The organism is Rhodococcus sp. ACS1 (assembly GCF_002300155.1).
Lineage (GTDB): Bacteria > Actinomycetota > Actinomycetes > Mycobacteriales > Mycobacteriaceae > Rhodococcus_F > Rhodococcus_F koreensis.
In genome coordinates this window covers 238,110-252,758 of sequence record NZ_NSDZ01000013.1, presented here as the reverse complement: position 1 = coordinate 252,758, position 14,649 = coordinate 238,110, and the positions used below count along the sequence as shown (strand labels likewise).

Below are 14,649 nucleotides of genomic sequence, written 5' to 3'. Positions count from 1 at the left end.
TTTCGATTCTCGCCCAAGTATCACCCCTGGATGACACCGCATTCGATGCCTGGGGGTTGACAAGGCTCACACAGAGGGTACGTAATATAGGTATAAATCGCAGCCTTATGACAAGGAGTAAGTCGTGCCGCATCACAGGTTCCAGGATGGCTGGCTCGAGGTCGATGGACTTCGCATTCACTACACGGAATGGGGATCCCCGACTGCCGAGCCGGTCCTGCTCCTCCACGGGCTCAACGTGCAGTGCCACACGTGGGATCCCATTGCGGCCGAACTCGCAGACAACTATCACGTCATCGCGATGGACATGCGCGGACACGGCGACAGTGACTGGTCGAAAGCCGGCTACCGCGTTCAATCGATGGCACGGGATGTTCACGAGCTCATCAGCGCACTCGGCCTCGGTCCGGTCAATCTCGTGGGCCATTCGGCAGGCGTGCGGGTTGCTATTGCGGTTGCAGGTGAACGCCCCGAGACAGTGCTTCGACTTGCGCTCTCCGACGCGGGCCCAGCCAACTCCGCGTCGGGTGCGGTCGCGATGCGCGACTTCATCCAGTCGACAACCAACCTGCGCGGATTCCGAAATGAATCAGAGGCGAAGGAGTTCTACCTGGGATTCCATCCGGAGTGGCGGGAGGATTTCATCGACCTCCACGTCGAGCACCAGCTGCGACGGAACTGGGCGGGCAAATTGGTGCCGAAGGCGGACCCTGACGTCCAGTGGATCACCGGCTCCGTCAGCCTGCCCGACGTCAAATACCTGTGGAAGATGTCGGAGCTCCTGACCATGCCCACACTGCTCATGGTTGGGAAACGGAGCAATGTTCTGGATGAGGAGGTCGTGGGTCGCATGCTGGCGGCTATGCCCAACTCGTCGGTTCGGTGGTTCGACACCGGCCACTACGTACCGCGTGAAGCTCCGGAAGAGTTCATCGAGGTGCTCGGAAAGTTCCTCGCGAACGGCTGACTCGATCCAAGACAGAGGATGTGCAATGACAAGTGCCCGGCGCCGTTACGCGCAGATGAAGAGCCTCCTCGAGGTACCGATCCTGAACGAGAAATTCTGGTCGAAGGTTCCGACGGTCTCCGCCGACGCGATCATGTTGGACCTCGAAGACTCCACAACGCCGTCCAACAAGGAACTCGCCCGTGATCGAATAGTGGAAGCCCTCGGCGCACCGGAGTACTTCGGCGGGCGACACGTGATCGTTCGTGTCAACAACCTGTCGACGCCGTGGGGCCGAGACGATCTGTCCGCACTCGCCGCCGCCGATGGTGATTTTCTCATCAGCTACCCGAAGGTGGAGACAGCAGAGGAAATCGGCGAGGTTCGGTCGGTGATGGAATCCTCGGGTGAGCTCCGTGGGTTGCACGTGATGATCGAGACCGCACGTGCTGTGCTCGAACTGGACAGCATCGCCAGCCAGGATGGCGTCGCCGGTCTGCATTTCGGGTACGTCGACTACGCGGCAGACGTGGGCTCTCGCCCGTTCAACGACGAGGGAGACGACCTCTACGCTCCGTCCACTCACTACGTGCGGGCGAAGATTGCCATTGCTGCCGCCGCCTACGGACTGTTCTGCACTGGCGGCACTCTGATCCCTGAATACCAGGATCACGAGAAAGTGCAGAGGTTCGTTCGATCGTGGGTGGACCTCGGTTACACCGCATGCATCGCTGTTTCTCCGAAACACCTGCCCATCATCAACGAAACCCTGACGCCGAGTGCGGAACAACAAGCGCGCGCGAGAGAGATCTGTGATGCCTACGAGGAATCGGTACGGAAAGGCGATCCCGCTGCGGTGCTCGCCGGCAGGGTGATCACCCTGCCGGATTATCGCGTAGCGAGTTTGGTGTTGGTTCGTGCCGGGCACGATCTGGTGGCCAGCGTATGACCGCGATTAAGGTGCCCACGGACGAAGGTCTGAGTGCAGCGCTCGCAGACACGCTGCACGGAGCGCTGCAGGGCGGGCTGCCGTCAGTCGTCGTTTCGTCAGCAAAGTTGCGACTGTTGCACACGATTCGCGTGTCGATGACGAGTCGAGATCTGCCGCCCGCGGTCCTTGCCTGGAATGCCGTCAGCGCGGACTCCGGCAGCTGCGCCGTAATCGGTAGAACGCAGCGTTTGAGCGGTCCGGATGCCGCCTTCGTCAATGCGGTGGCAGCCCACAGCAGCCTCAAAGAGGACTGCGGTCCGGGAGGTTTACGCGAAGGTAGCCATCCCGGCACCTACGTCGTTCCGGCCGCACTGGCAGCAGCCGAGATGTCCGGGGCATCGGGATCGGATCTGCTGCGCGGCATCATCATGGGATACGAAGCAGTGAGTCGACTCGGTGCCGCTAGTCCGCCTGGCATCGGGCAGCGACGTTTTCGTCCGGTCGGAATTATGGGTGCGTTCGGGGCGGCCGCCGCAGCCGGCGGGGTATGGGGACTCGATCGAACAGCGCTCTCCCGGGCGCTGGCGATTGCAGCGAACATGGCCGGCGGTGTCAACCAAGGCATATTCGACGGAACGATGGAGCCCTATTTTCACTCCGGCATCGGCGCTCGCAACGGGCTGCTCGCGGCGCAGCTCGCCAGAGCAGGAGCGATCACCTCGGACCTCAGCCTGGAAGGAGACTTCGGATTCTTCCAAACATACGGTGGCGCAGCTGGATCCGAAGATCTGCTGGTCGGAGCACGTGACGACTTCGGCGTGACACGCGTGGGAACGAAGCGATTCGCCGCCTGCTTGCAGAATCAAGAAACCATTGCCTTGATCACCGACACGGTACCGGGCGATATCGATGTTCGAGACATCGTGAGGGTGACGATTCGCAGACCGGCCACAGGGACCAATGGGCTCGAAAGTCCTGGAGTCTCCAGGATCCCACCCTATTCGAATATGCTGCAGGCCCAGATGTCGGCGCGGTTCACAGCTGCCGCGGCCTTGTCAGGGGCGCCGGTCGACGATGCCACCTACTTCCGAGACTGCTTTGCCGACTCCGGTGTCACTGCGCTGGCCGGAAGGATCGAGCTGGAGAACTCGACAGATGGATCGGTCCGTGTCGAAATCGAGCTCATCGATCGCGTGATCACCCTGGATTCCGATGTATCGAACACCGTATTCCCCGAGGCTGCGGAGATTCGCACACGATTCCATCGCGATGTCGCAGCACATATCGGCGCGGACGCCGCCGAAGAACTTCTACACCTTGTCGACAGTATCGACGAGGACGTACCGGTTTCTCATCTCACAGCAGCGCTCTGTGCACCGACAGCTACCGCTGCCTCGTAGACGACATTCGTCTCAATACTGTCAAAAACGGAGGGTCTCGTGGACAACATCGTCATCGCAGGAGCATCGATCGCGGGCTTGAGCGCCGCTCGGCAGCTGCGCAAATCGGGTTTTACCGGAACCGTGCAGCTGGTCGATGAAGATCCCCACGGGCCCTACCGTCGACCGGAGGTATCCAAAGGCCTGCTCAACGGCAAAGCTGACAGCGACAGCGTCAAGGTCAAATGGCCGGATGAACTCGGGTTAGCACGGATCACGGGTGCTCGGCTGGAGGGACTCGACCTGCAGTCCCGCGAGCTGACTGCCACCGTGGAATCAGGCTCGACGGTCATTCCATTCGATGGCCTGATCATTGCGACGGGCGTACACGCCCGACCGAACCCCTTCACCCCCCTTCTGCATGGTGTGTACACCCTGCGCAGCCTGGGCGACTCCCGTCTCATGAGCGAAAAGTTGCGAGGATCGACATCCGTGGCGATCGTTGGCGGTGGGTTCATCGGACTCGAGGTCGCGGCGGTGGCGCGGGCGATGGGCAAACGAGTGACCGTACTCGAGGCGTCCGCGCGCCCATTGGGGCGGGTCCTGGGGACCGCGTTCAGCGACCACCTTTCCCGGATTCACCGCGACCGAGGCGTCGAGTTGCTCTGCGGGGTGTCGGTGTCCGCACTCGTCGAGGGTGCAAGTGGTGAAGTCCGCGGCGTCGCATTGAGCGATGGTCGAATCGTCGAAGCGGACACCGTACTCGTTGCGATCGGATCGGCCCCATCGGTCGCGTGGATGGCTTCGTCCGGCCTGGACCTCACCGATGGAGTCCGCTGCGATGCCACGTGTGCGGTAGAGGGCACGTCGGGTGTCGTTGCCGCCGGAGATGTGGCCAGTTGGTGGAATCCGCTCTACCGCAGACGAATGCGAGTCGAGCACTGGACGAACGCGATCGAGCAAGGAACGTTCGCGGCGCGAAGACTTCTCGACGACCACGAGGAGGACGGATTCTCCAGTGCTCCGTACTTCTGGTCGGATCAACACGGGATGCGCCTGCAGAGCATCGGCACGACGATCGGCCACGACCGAGTAGATGTCCTCGACGAGGACGGCGACCGACTTCTCGTTGCCTACTCGTCAGATGGACGCCTGACCTGCGTGGCTGGGATCAACGCTGGAACGAAGGTCCAGAGCTACCGCAAAATGGTACTCGAGGGCGAGGATATTTCTACCGTTCGCGGCGATCGCCTGGGCGCGCACCCCGCCGACATCGAGGCCCAGGTGTCGACTACCACCGGATGAAACGGGCGCTAGGCTAGTTCCTCCCAACACTGACATCACAACACTGTCTGCGTGTACCGGTGGTCCACGGCTTTACCTGTAAGTTGGGGAGTATGGCTAATAATCGCACAGTCTCCGCGCTAGACGAGCCCCTGGCGCAGCTAGCCCCCTCGGCGGCCCCACTGTCGCGTGGAACCAAAGTCTCCGAGCGAATCGCCAATGCGCTGGTCGAGGACATCATCCGGGATCGGCTCGGACCGGGGGATCGGCTGCCCAACGAACAAGCAATGGCCGACCGATTCCAGGTGGGCCGTGGTTCGGTCCGCGAGGCGCTGCGCTTGCTCGAAACCCACGGCATGATCAAACTGAAATTGGGGCCGCGCGGCGGCCCGCAGATCACGGCCGTCGATCCCAGAGAAGTAGGTCGCACGCTATCGCTGTATCTAGGACTCCGCGGCGCGACCATCGAGGAACTCGTACAGACCCGCCTGTTCCTCGAGCCGAAGGTGGCGCGTCTGGCTGCCGAGAATCGCTCGGACGAAGACGAACGTCGGCTCCGAGCTGCCCTTGCTGCGGAAGAGGCCAGTAACTCGGACGAGACCGGCTATATCGACGCAGCCAACGAATTCCACTATGTCCTTGCTACCATGACCGGCAATCGTGTGCTCGATCTGGTCGCTACGGCCCTCAAGGACCTATATACCAGTCGGATCGTGAACGACGGAGTGGCGCGGGCGGCAGCCGGCCCCGGCATCTGCCAGGAGCACAAGACGATCGGCGACGCTATCCTCGCAGGTGACGCGGATCGAGCAGAAAGCCTGATGCGGTCCCACATGGACTTCTACGTCGAGAGGGTCCGAAGCGTCGCTCCAGGATTTCTGAATTCCCGGATCACCTGGGGATAACACGCTGCACGAGGTCCGCGCCAGCGCCGTTTCCGCTGGCTACGCATCGCGTCTGCGTGGGCGGCTCGACGTGCCGACACCTCGGCCGGTAACCATTCGCCCGTTTGGGGCCCATTCCCAAATTGGCGTACGGAGCATACGAATAGGGCGCACGATACACGTGCCACCAACCTGGGTGAGAGCTCATCTCGCGACCACCGCACGCCCCGCAACCTCACCGTCGACGCACGACCCTGCACTCGAACGTGCAGGGTCTGCACGTCGTTGACCTGCGCCGGCCGTCTTCGCAGATGCCAAATATATATACGAAGAATAGTATTCATGCGGGTACTTAACGCGTATGGTGAGTGTCACATCCACTGATCTCAGGTGGTAGCACGAAACCGTCAGCTCTCGCGACCCGGCTCGGCATGAGTCCCATTCGGCGACCATTAACGCGCGCACATCGTGGCTCGGGCGGAATCTGGTCATTCACTCACTTCCTTCCGGCATGAGAGGCCCGTTGAAGCATGAGCAATGCAGAACGTACGGACAGCGCACACGGCATTCTGGGTGTCGAAACCCCCACATCCGCCCCTGATCGACAAACCATGGTCCGCGTGGTCGCCGCTGCCTCGGTGGGGACCTTCGTCGAGTATTACGACCTCGCGATCTACGCCTTTCTCGCCACGACGATCGCCGGGGTCTTCTTCGCGTCAGGAGACGACGCCACCGCACTGCTGTCAACATTTGCTGTCTTCTCGGTCGCATTCTTTGCGCGGCCCGCCGGCGGATTGATCTGGGGCGCGGTAGGAGATCGCATCGGCCGTAAGAGAACGCTGGTGATCATTCTCAATCTGATGACGGTAGCGACCGTCATGGTCGGTCTCTTACCGACCTACTCCGCCGTCGGAATCGCAGCCCCGGCCTTGCTGATTCTGCTTCGCCTCGTCCAAGGCATCTCGGCGGGCGGCGAGGTGACGGGTGCTGCGGCATTCATCGCCGAACACGCGCCGCACGGGCGCCGCGGATTCCTCACCAGTTGGCTGCAGGTATCGACCACCGCGGCCCTGCTCGCCGGGTTGATCACCGCATCCGCCTTGAACGCCCTGCTGTCGGACGATCAGATGCACAGCTGGGGGTGGCGTATTCCGTTTCTGATCGCGCTTCCGCTGGGATTGGTGGGGCTCTACGTTCGGAACAAACTGGATGAGACCCCGATGTTCGTCGCGGCGCAGCAGTCACAAGACCCGAGCGATGCGAATGCGCTTCGCAACACTCTTCGCGTCCGGAAGAACTATCGCCAGATCGCGCTTGCCGCCGGCATCGGCGTCGTCCACACCCTCGCCTTCTACATCATTCTGAGCTACATGCCGACCTACCTCACCAAGGGCGTCGGGCTGTCCAGCTCGGACTCGTACATCGTGTTGGGGGTCGCAACGGCTGCGTATCTCGTTCTGATACCCGTTACTGGTGTCTTCTCGGACCGATTCGGACGCCGGCGCAGCTTCTTCGTCAGTGCTCTCGGACTTCTCGGACTTGCCCTTCCGGCCTTCCAGTTGATGATCAGCGGGTCCCTGCTGTTGGCGCTTGTCGGACAGATGCTCCTCGTGGTACCCGGATCATTTGCCGCGTCCGCGATGTTGATCACCCAAGCCGAGATGTTTCCCACCAAGCTTCGCTACACAGGTCAGGGAATCGCGGTCGGAGTGGTTGCCGCCCTGTTCGGCGGGAGCGCGCCGTTCGTCGCACAGCTCCTCGGGTCGATCACCCACAGTCTGTATGTCCCCGCCTTCATGATCATGTTCGCGGCAGCAATCTCGCTTATTGCGTGTGTCGCAATGCGTGAGACCGGACGCGAGCCTCTGCCCGCCTGATCTCCAGGTATAGCCCGGTCGATTAGGTCTGCACGGACCGTTGACAACCCCAACCTATTTATCGCTATAGTACGTATGTATGACGTACTTCACGGCTAAGAGGAAGTGTGTGCACGATGACTGAGGAGCTAGTCGATATGGCCAAACCCCAGTGGCCGTTTCCCCGAACCTGCCCGCTGCAGCCCCCGCCGGCGCTGGACGAGATCCGCGCACAGACCCCTATCACGAAGGTCGAACTCTGGGACGGCTCGGCAGCCTGGCTCGCGACGAGGTACGACGACGTACGAACCCTCCTCGGGAACACCCAACTGAGCTCCGACACATCGGCGGAGGGCTTTCCGCAGTCCAGCAAGACGGTGGTTGCGCAGCGCTCGGGCCAGAAGAACTTTGCCCGTTTGGATCCCCCCGAGCACGATCGACACCGGTTGATGTTGACCGCCGACTTCATGGTCAAGCACGTCCGCAGCTTGCGCCCGTATCTCGACCAGCTGCTCGACGACTGCTTCGACGAAATGGAGCGGGCCGCGGGTCCGGTCGATCTGGTGAAAGCCCTTGCTCAACCCGTTCCCGCGAACATCATCGTGCAGATGCTCGACCTGCCGCCGGACCGAAGCGACTTCTTCCTCGACCGCGTCAACCGGTGGATGAGCCTGGACAGTACGCCCGAAGAGTCGGATGCGGCCGGGGCAGAGGTCTTGGACTACTTCGGCGCATTGATCAACCAAAGGAAGGGCAGTTCCGGGGAGGATCTCGTCAGCCGAATGATTCGAGATCACCTTGAAACCGGTGATCTGACGGAATCCGAGCTGCAGCACATGCTGCATCTGCTCCTCGTGGGCGGCTTCGACACGACCGCGAACATGATTGCCCTGGGCACGCTGGTGTTTCTGCAGAACCCTGATCAGTGGGATCGGATTCGTGAGGATCCCGCATTGGTCCCGGGTGCGGTGGAAGAACTTCTCCGTTATCTGAGTGTGGCACACCATGTCGGATTCAGATTGGCGAAGGAAGACGTCGACATCGGGGACACGTGCATACACGCCGGCGACGGTGTGATCGCGCCCATCATCGCCGCGAATCACGATCCCGCGGTGTTCGAGAACCCCCACAGTTTCGATGTGAAGAGGGACGCCCGCCGCCACCTTGCCTTCGGATACGGCGTACATCAGTGCCTCGGCCAGGCCCTCGCCCGCGTCGAACTACAGGCTGTGTTCACCAAGTTGCCGCAGCGCTTTCCGAAGCTTGCGCTCGCCTGCGACTTCGACGAACTGCGTTTCAAGAACGCGCTGATCTACGGAATAGAAGAACTACCGGTCACCTGGTAGCACGGAAGAGAGTGGAATACTAATGTCTGACAAAACATTTCACATCGACGTCATTCACGAACGGTGCATGGGGGCGGGCAATTGCGTCGAGGCCGCCCCAGATTACTTCGATCAGAACGAGACGGACGGGACCGTCATCGTATTGAAGGAGTCCGGCGACATCGCCGACGAAGCGAAGGTCACCGAGGCGGCTGCTATTTGCCCGGTGGCAGCGCTGGGTATCAGTCGCTGATGTCCGGCCACGTCGAACGAGCTCATCGGAAGGCTTGCACTCCATGTCAGCGCTAGAGGGCCGGACTGCGTTGGTGACGGGAGCCGCGCAGGGACTGGGTTTGGCGATCGCATCGAAACTTCATTCACTCGGCGCACGAGTGGCGTTGGTCGACATCAACGAAGCTGCACTGAAGGAGGCGATCTCACATCTCGACGCGTCCCCCGAGCAGGTCGAGGCGTTCTGTGTGGATCTACAGGACTCGACACAAACAATTGCGTTACCTGCGGCGGTGGCCGAACGCCTCGGCGACGTCTCAATTCTGGTGAACAACGCCGGTATACGGTCGATTTCGCCCATCATGGAGCACTCGCTGAGCAGCTGGAAATCCACACTCGACGTGAATCTGACCGCTCCATTCAACCTGATCAAGGCAACTGTTCCACAGATGCTCGCGCAGGGAGGTGGGAGAATCGTGAACATCACCTCCGTGGCCGCGGAACTCGGGTTCAAGAATCGATCGTCCTACAACGTATCCAAGGCAGCTTTGGAGATGTTGACGAAATCAGTAGCGCTCGAGCTGGGAGCGCAGGGCATACGATGCAACGCCGTCGCTCCTGGAATCATCGAGACTCCGCTGAACTCGGACTATTTCCGAGATGCAGCGTTCGCCAAGACAATTGTCGACAACACTCCGGCAGCTACATGGGGCCAGCCAGACGATATCGGCGAGGCGGTCGCGTTTCTTTGTGGCGACGGCGCGAACTTCATCAACGGCGCGACAATACTTGTCGACGGTGGGTGGAGTGCCGGAAAAGGTTACTAGACCAGCAACTCCGGGCGGCACCCGGGTGGGACACCCACGGGTCCCACCCGGAGTCGACATCACTCGGGTGAACAAGCGAGTGTTCCCCATCCGCTGCCATGCAGAATTCGATGGATAGCCCCGACCACGATGGTTCGAAAGCGGCTTTGCCGGCCGTCCTACTCCTTGCACTGTGTACGGCTATCACACAGGGCATGGCGCGATTCTCATACGGCCCCCTTGTCCCGGCGATGCTGGGCCGCGAAATAGGATCCGCTTCGACAGCCGGGGCGCTCGCCATGGCCCATATGACCGGATACCTTTTCGGATCTGTGTTCGTCCTTCGGTTGGGTTCCAGATGGGCACCGATCCAATCCGTTCGAGCTGGAATTTTCCTCACTACACTGGGATTGGGTGTCCTTGCAGTATCGCCCACCACGTCGGCCTTGGCGGTGGGCCTGATCGCGACCGGTTTCGGGGCTGCCATGACGTGGATCCTCGCGCCGAACATCGCAGCGTCTTTGTGGCCGGCGCGTCGCGGAGTGGCCATAGGTCTCGTGGCCGGCAGCATGGGCATCGGGCTCATCGCGGCCAGTGGTCTCGCGAGCGCAGTGCCTGAACAACATTGGCGGTCCGTGTGGGCAATCGAGTGCGCCGTCGCTGCCGTGGTCTGGGTATCTGCAATGAAGGTGCTGACCGCCCCGCACGTGGACAGAAGCACCCACGAAAAGATCCGGCTTCCCTGGCGGATCGACGCCGCCTGGTCCCGGTCGACGGCTGCGTTCGCGATTTTCAGCTTTGGAGTTGCGATGTGTCTGACATTCTTGGTCGCAGGCCTCGAACGCAGCATGGGTGGGGGCCAACTGTATGCACGCCTCGCGTATGCCTCGATCGGAATCGGAATGCTTGCAGGAGGTGTCCTGTTCGAAAGGCTGTCACAACGCTGGGGTCGGACCATCACGTTGTCCCTGCAATATCTGCTGTTTGCACTCTCGCTGTCGGCCGTCCTCCGCGTACCGGAACGCGGCGTCGTGATCGTGGTCATCATCGTCATCGGCGCAACGATGACAGGAACCGCCGCAACGCTGATCGCAGACCTGACCGACCGGCACTCGACATCCGTTGCCACAGCACTATTCGGCTCGGTCTTCCTCCCTGTGGGACTCGGGCAGATCCTGGGACCGATCTTCGGCGGGTGGGCCATCGACACCTTCGACTTCAAGACCGCCTTCACAGCATGCGGCGCACTATCAGTTGCCGGCGCTGCGCCTCTCCTGTATCGAGCACTCACGACGCGCCCGCGCTGACGAGGCCGACAGGATCGATCCCACAGTGTGGGTCATGCCGTCTCAGCCATGGGGATATCGAACCTCGGAGTCCTGGCATTCGGCAGGGTCGATCTGGAACCGGCAATGTGGCTGCGTCTCAGCAACTCCCGATGCAGCATGAGCTATCGAGGTTGCGCGCCCCGATCATGAGCGTAAGTCGATTTCGGAGCGCCGGACATCTTGACATGTGATGTGCGTCAGATCACTCTATGTAAATAGACCGATTTATAGCCATATATAACCAGAGGGGCAGCAGAGTGCACACCAGTGTTCGAGAGCTCGACCTTGAACTTCCCGGCGCAGACGCGGTGTTCATCGCGGGGGAGTGGCGCAAGCCCGCTGCGGCCGGTGTGATCGACGTGATCTCACCATCCACTGAAAATCTTCTGATTCAGGTCGCGCGACCAAGTCCCGCCGACGCGGATGCCGCCGTCGCGGCGGCACGCGACGCTTTCGACAACGGTCCATGGCCACGGATGCCGGTCGCGGAGCGAACAGAGATCGTCAGCCGATTCTGTGACGCGCTGGAATCGGCGTTTGGGGATCTGAATCGCGCATGGGCACACGAGTCCGGCGCACCACTCAAACATGGCGTCATGATGCACGAGGGGGCATCGACAATGGCGTGGCGCGCTGCAGTCGAACTCGCGCCCGAACTACCGTGGGAACAGGACCGCGGTGATGCTGTGATCAGACGTGAGCCAACCGGAACAGTACTGGCTATTCTCACAAACAACGGCCCGGTCCCCCTCATGGCGATGAAGGTCATACCCGCACTGCTCGCAGGATGCCCCGTCGTCGTCAAACATGCCCCTGAGTCCCAGCTCACCGCTCATCTCATCGCCGAAGCCTCACTCCAGGGGGGCTTCCCCCCCGGAGTCCTGAGTTTTCTCCCGGCGGACACTGAAGTGACTCAGTACCTTGTCTCCCATCCCGGAATCGACATGGTGACCGTTACCGGAAGCCAGGCAATCGCTCGCGACATCCTCAATCGCACGACTCCTCGGCTCGCCCGCACGGCGTTGGAACTGGGAGGCAAGTCACCAGCCATCTTGACCGAGGACGTCGACCTCGACGAGGTGATGACGACACTCGCCGAAGGCTCCAGCAGCTTCATGGGCCAGATCTGTGTGCTGTTGTCGCGCATCATTGTTCCTCGCTCACGGTACTCCGAAGTCGAGAACGCACTCGTCGACTACTACACCTCACTCACAATCGGCGACCCGTTCGATCCGGCGACGGATCGAGGCCCACTGTCGGTCGAACGAGCAAGAACCCGAACCGAAGCCTTCGTCGCGGGAGCAGTATCCGAAGGCGCAAGGGTCGCGTGCGGCGGCAAGAGGCCGGAAGGGATCTCGCGCGGCTACTACTACGAACCCACCCTCCTGGCCGACGTCGACAACCAGATGACAGTCGCACAGGAGGAAGTGTTCGGCCCAGTGGCGTGCCTCATTGCCTACGACGACATCGAGCAAGCAATCGACATCGCAAACGACACACCCTACGGCTTGGCTGCAGCGGTGTACTCCAAGGAAACCTCCACAGCACTCGACATCGCACGCCGAATCAGGTCGGGCTCCGTAGGCGTGAACGTTGCCGGAATGTCACTCTCTCAACCGTTCGGCGGTGTGAAACAGTCCGGATGGGGACGTGAATGCGGACCAGAAGGCATCCTCGAATTCACCGATATGAAGCAGATGCTCGTAGCCGGTGGGTCGAGCTTCCTCAATCAATAGTGCATTCGACCATCGAACCTGATCCACCCAGGACCCCACAAACTCAGATGCGAAGTCAATCGACAATCGAATCAACTTCGAGAAAAGGACATCCCATGACAGATCGACTCGCCGGCAAGGTCGCGTTCATTACCGGAGCAGGCCGCGGCCAAGGTCGCGCACATGCAATCCGCCTCGCCGAAGAGGGCGCAGACATCATCGCAATCGACGCCTGTGCGAACTTCGATACCGTGCGATACGACATGGCCTCGGAAGAGGATCTCGCACAAACCGTCAAAGAAGTTGAAGCCCTCGACCGTCGAATCATCGCGACGAAAGTCGACGTTCGAGACGCTCCAGGTCTGACGAAGGCCGTCGAAGAGGGCGTTGCGCAACTCGGACGATTGGATGTCATCGTTGCCAACGCGGCAATCTGCTCCTGGCAGAAATGGGATGACACCTCGCCCCAGGTCTGGCAAGACACTCTCGACATCAACTTGACCGGAGTCTGGAACACGATCACCGCCGGCGTCCCGCACCTCATCGAAGCTGGCGGCGGCTCCATCATTTGCACCAGTTCGACGTCCGGCCTCAAGGGCACTCCGTGGCTCGGGCCCTACGTCGCTGCGAAACACGGTGTGGTCGGGATCGTGAAGATGATGGCAAACGAGCTCGCCCGCCACAACATTCGCGCGAATACTGTGCATCCGACCGGGGTCGACACACCACTGGCCACGAACGGATTCGAAGTCCTCAACAAGTTCATCGAAGAAGACCAGAAAATGGGACCGATCTTCGTCAACCCCATGCCGATCGAACTGCTCGAGCCTCGTGAGATCAGCAACGCTGTTTTGTTCCTCGCATCCGACGAGTCCCGGTACGTGACCGGGACGCAGCTGAAAGTGGATGCCGGCAACTGCAACATCTGATCGCGCGAGTTTGCGACCCGGTTGCGGGGCATTCCAACGCCAAGATCGCCCGCGGCGGTGGTCGAGGTCGATCGCCGGAAGGGACCACGTAGAGCACGGAGTCCGCGGCTGCAGGGATGGACGCCGCGAACCCTGAAGTTGCACAGGAATCCCACAAGCTAGCGCGCGCTTCGTGCCTGTGTCCGGATCGCGAAGCGAATCGTCAACGATCGCGGCAAAGCGGGGCGGTATTCCGGTGCTTCGGCGCCCATCTCCCCACAGGTGTGAAACTGACTTCGACTAGCAAGCGTCTCTCTTGGAGAAGTAGTCCCTGTTGAGCGAACAGTGGCGCAACGTGCCCGGTAGGTGAGCTGGTTCCTCGTCACCTACCGGGACGTCTTCAAGGCTCGAGACATGTTCGTTCCGGCAAAGAACCCCGGGGTCACAAATGATCTCGCACGCCGTGGCCGCCAACGGCTTGCCGCTGATGGCGTGCGCTGAATGGACTCATTCCACCATGGTCGCCCAGAGTGATTGCGCGGCGACGAAGCCCTCGCAATACGGCGCATCCGCACCGAACATGTCTCGATTGGCGTCACTGAAGAATTTAGGAAGTCCGCGAAAATGACTGAACCGCAACAGCACAAGCATTCTCGGCTCAATGCCCCGCGTAACGTAGAATCAGCCCCGGGGCGACCGCTCTCAGAAGCTGAACTCACGACGGTGATCGTTGCCTTATACGGAGAATGCCCGGAACTCCGCACGCGGAGCCGACGATCAGCGGAATAGGCCGCATGCCCCTCCGCGTGAGAACTTTCCGGCCGAGCCGACGATGACCTCGGACTTGGTGACCTTGAACTCGCGGTTGATCATTTCGCGACTCATGTTCCGCGCTTTGGACAACTTGAACATTCGGTTCGTTTGGACCGGGCAGCCGACGGCTTTTTGCGCGGGCAGCAGCGGTGCCTTGCCGGTACTGTGTGGGCGGCCGGTTCGGCGTCGATGGCCGCGGTCTTCCGCGTCGTCGATGAGTCGCCCTTGTCGGCGAGTGAACTG

The 14,649-nt window shown here is 61.1% G+C and carries 13 protein-coding genes; 12 read left to right on the top strand and 1 reads right to left on the bottom strand.

The genetic code is table 11. The features are described 5' to 3' along the window. Positions 1–124 precede the first annotated feature (124 nt). The 12 genes from CJ179_RS47425 (at position 125) to CJ179_RS47370 (ending at position 13,614) form a co-directional block, all read left to right on the top strand. Complete coding sequence (locus CJ179_RS47425) at positions 125–967, top strand: alpha/beta fold hydrolase (RefSeq protein WP_095866106.1); 843 nt, start codon at positions 125–127, stop codon at positions 965–967. Next, positions 912–1,895: a CoA ester lyase gene (locus CJ179_RS47420; RefSeq protein WP_179377938.1), complete on the top strand. Its 984-nt coding sequence runs from the start codon at positions 912–914 to the stop codon at positions 1,893–1,895. The genes CJ179_RS47425 and CJ179_RS47420 overlap by 56 nt, the downstream gene beginning before the upstream one ends. After that, positions 1,892–3,277 (top strand): MmgE/PrpD family protein, encoded by a 1,386-nt coding sequence (locus CJ179_RS47415; protein ID WP_095866104.1) that lies wholly within the window; start codon positions 1,892–1,894, stop codon positions 3,275–3,277. Before CJ179_RS47420 ends, CJ179_RS47415 begins: the two co-directional genes overlap by 4 nt. Before the next feature lie 39 nt (positions 3,278–3,316). Beyond that, positions 3,317–4,561 carry an NAD(P)/FAD-dependent oxidoreductase gene (locus tag CJ179_RS47410; RefSeq protein WP_095866103.1) on the top strand — a complete coding sequence of 415 codons (1,245 nt, stop codon included), beginning with the start codon at positions 3,317–3,319 and terminating at the stop codon, positions 4,559–4,561. Positions 4,562–4,653: 92 nt separating this feature from the next. Beyond that, complete coding sequence (locus tag CJ179_RS47405) at positions 4,654–5,445, top strand: FadR/GntR family transcriptional regulator (RefSeq protein WP_143549067.1); 792 nt, start codon at positions 4,654–4,656, stop codon at positions 5,443–5,445. Positions 5,446–5,954: 509 nt separating this feature from the next. Continuing rightward, positions 5,955–7,301, top strand: coding sequence for an MFS transporter (locus tag CJ179_RS47400; RefSeq protein WP_095866101.1), 1,347 nt, complete (start codon positions 5,955–5,957; stop codon positions 7,299–7,301). A 137-nt stretch (positions 7,302–7,438) separates the two neighbouring features. Then, a complete protein-coding gene (locus CJ179_RS47395; RefSeq protein ID WP_179377937.1) occupies positions 7,439–8,626 on the top strand; it encodes a cytochrome P450 in 1,188 nt (395 codons plus the stop codon). Between the two features lie 22 nt (positions 8,627–8,648). Continuing rightward, positions 8,649–8,858 (top strand): ferredoxin, encoded by a 210-nt coding sequence (locus CJ179_RS47390; RefSeq protein WP_095866099.1) that lies wholly within the window; start codon positions 8,649–8,651, stop codon positions 8,856–8,858. A gap of 43 nt (positions 8,859–8,901) precedes the next feature. Beyond that, entirely contained in the window at positions 8,902–9,663 is a 762-nt protein-coding gene (locus CJ179_RS47385) for an SDR family NAD(P)-dependent oxidoreductase (RefSeq protein ID WP_095866098.1), read from the top strand. Positions 9,664–9,761: 98 nt separating this feature from the next. After that, positions 9,762–10,949, top strand: a complete 1,188-nt coding sequence (locus tag CJ179_RS47380; RefSeq protein ID WP_095866097.1) for an MFS transporter — start codon at positions 9,762–9,764, stop codon at positions 10,947–10,949. 278 nt (positions 10,950–11,227) lie between these two features. Further along, entirely contained in the window at positions 11,228–12,706 is a 1,479-nt protein-coding gene (locus CJ179_RS47375; RefSeq protein WP_179377935.1) for an aldehyde dehydrogenase family protein, read from the top strand. Positions 12,707–12,801: 95 nt separating this feature from the next. Beyond that, positions 12,802–13,614 carry a mycofactocin-coupled SDR family oxidoreductase gene (locus tag CJ179_RS47370; protein ID WP_095866096.1) on the top strand — a complete coding sequence of 271 codons (813 nt, stop codon included), beginning with the start codon at positions 12,802–12,804 and terminating at the stop codon, positions 13,612–13,614. A gap of 486 nt (positions 13,615–14,100) precedes the next feature. Here the strand turns inward: CJ179_RS47370 and CJ179_RS51945 are convergent, their stop codons facing one another. Beyond that, positions 14,101–14,244, bottom strand: coding sequence for a hypothetical protein (locus CJ179_RS51945; RefSeq protein ID WP_179377934.1), 144 nt, complete (start codon positions 14,242–14,244; stop codon positions 14,101–14,103). Positions 14,245–14,649: the final 405 nt, after the last annotated feature.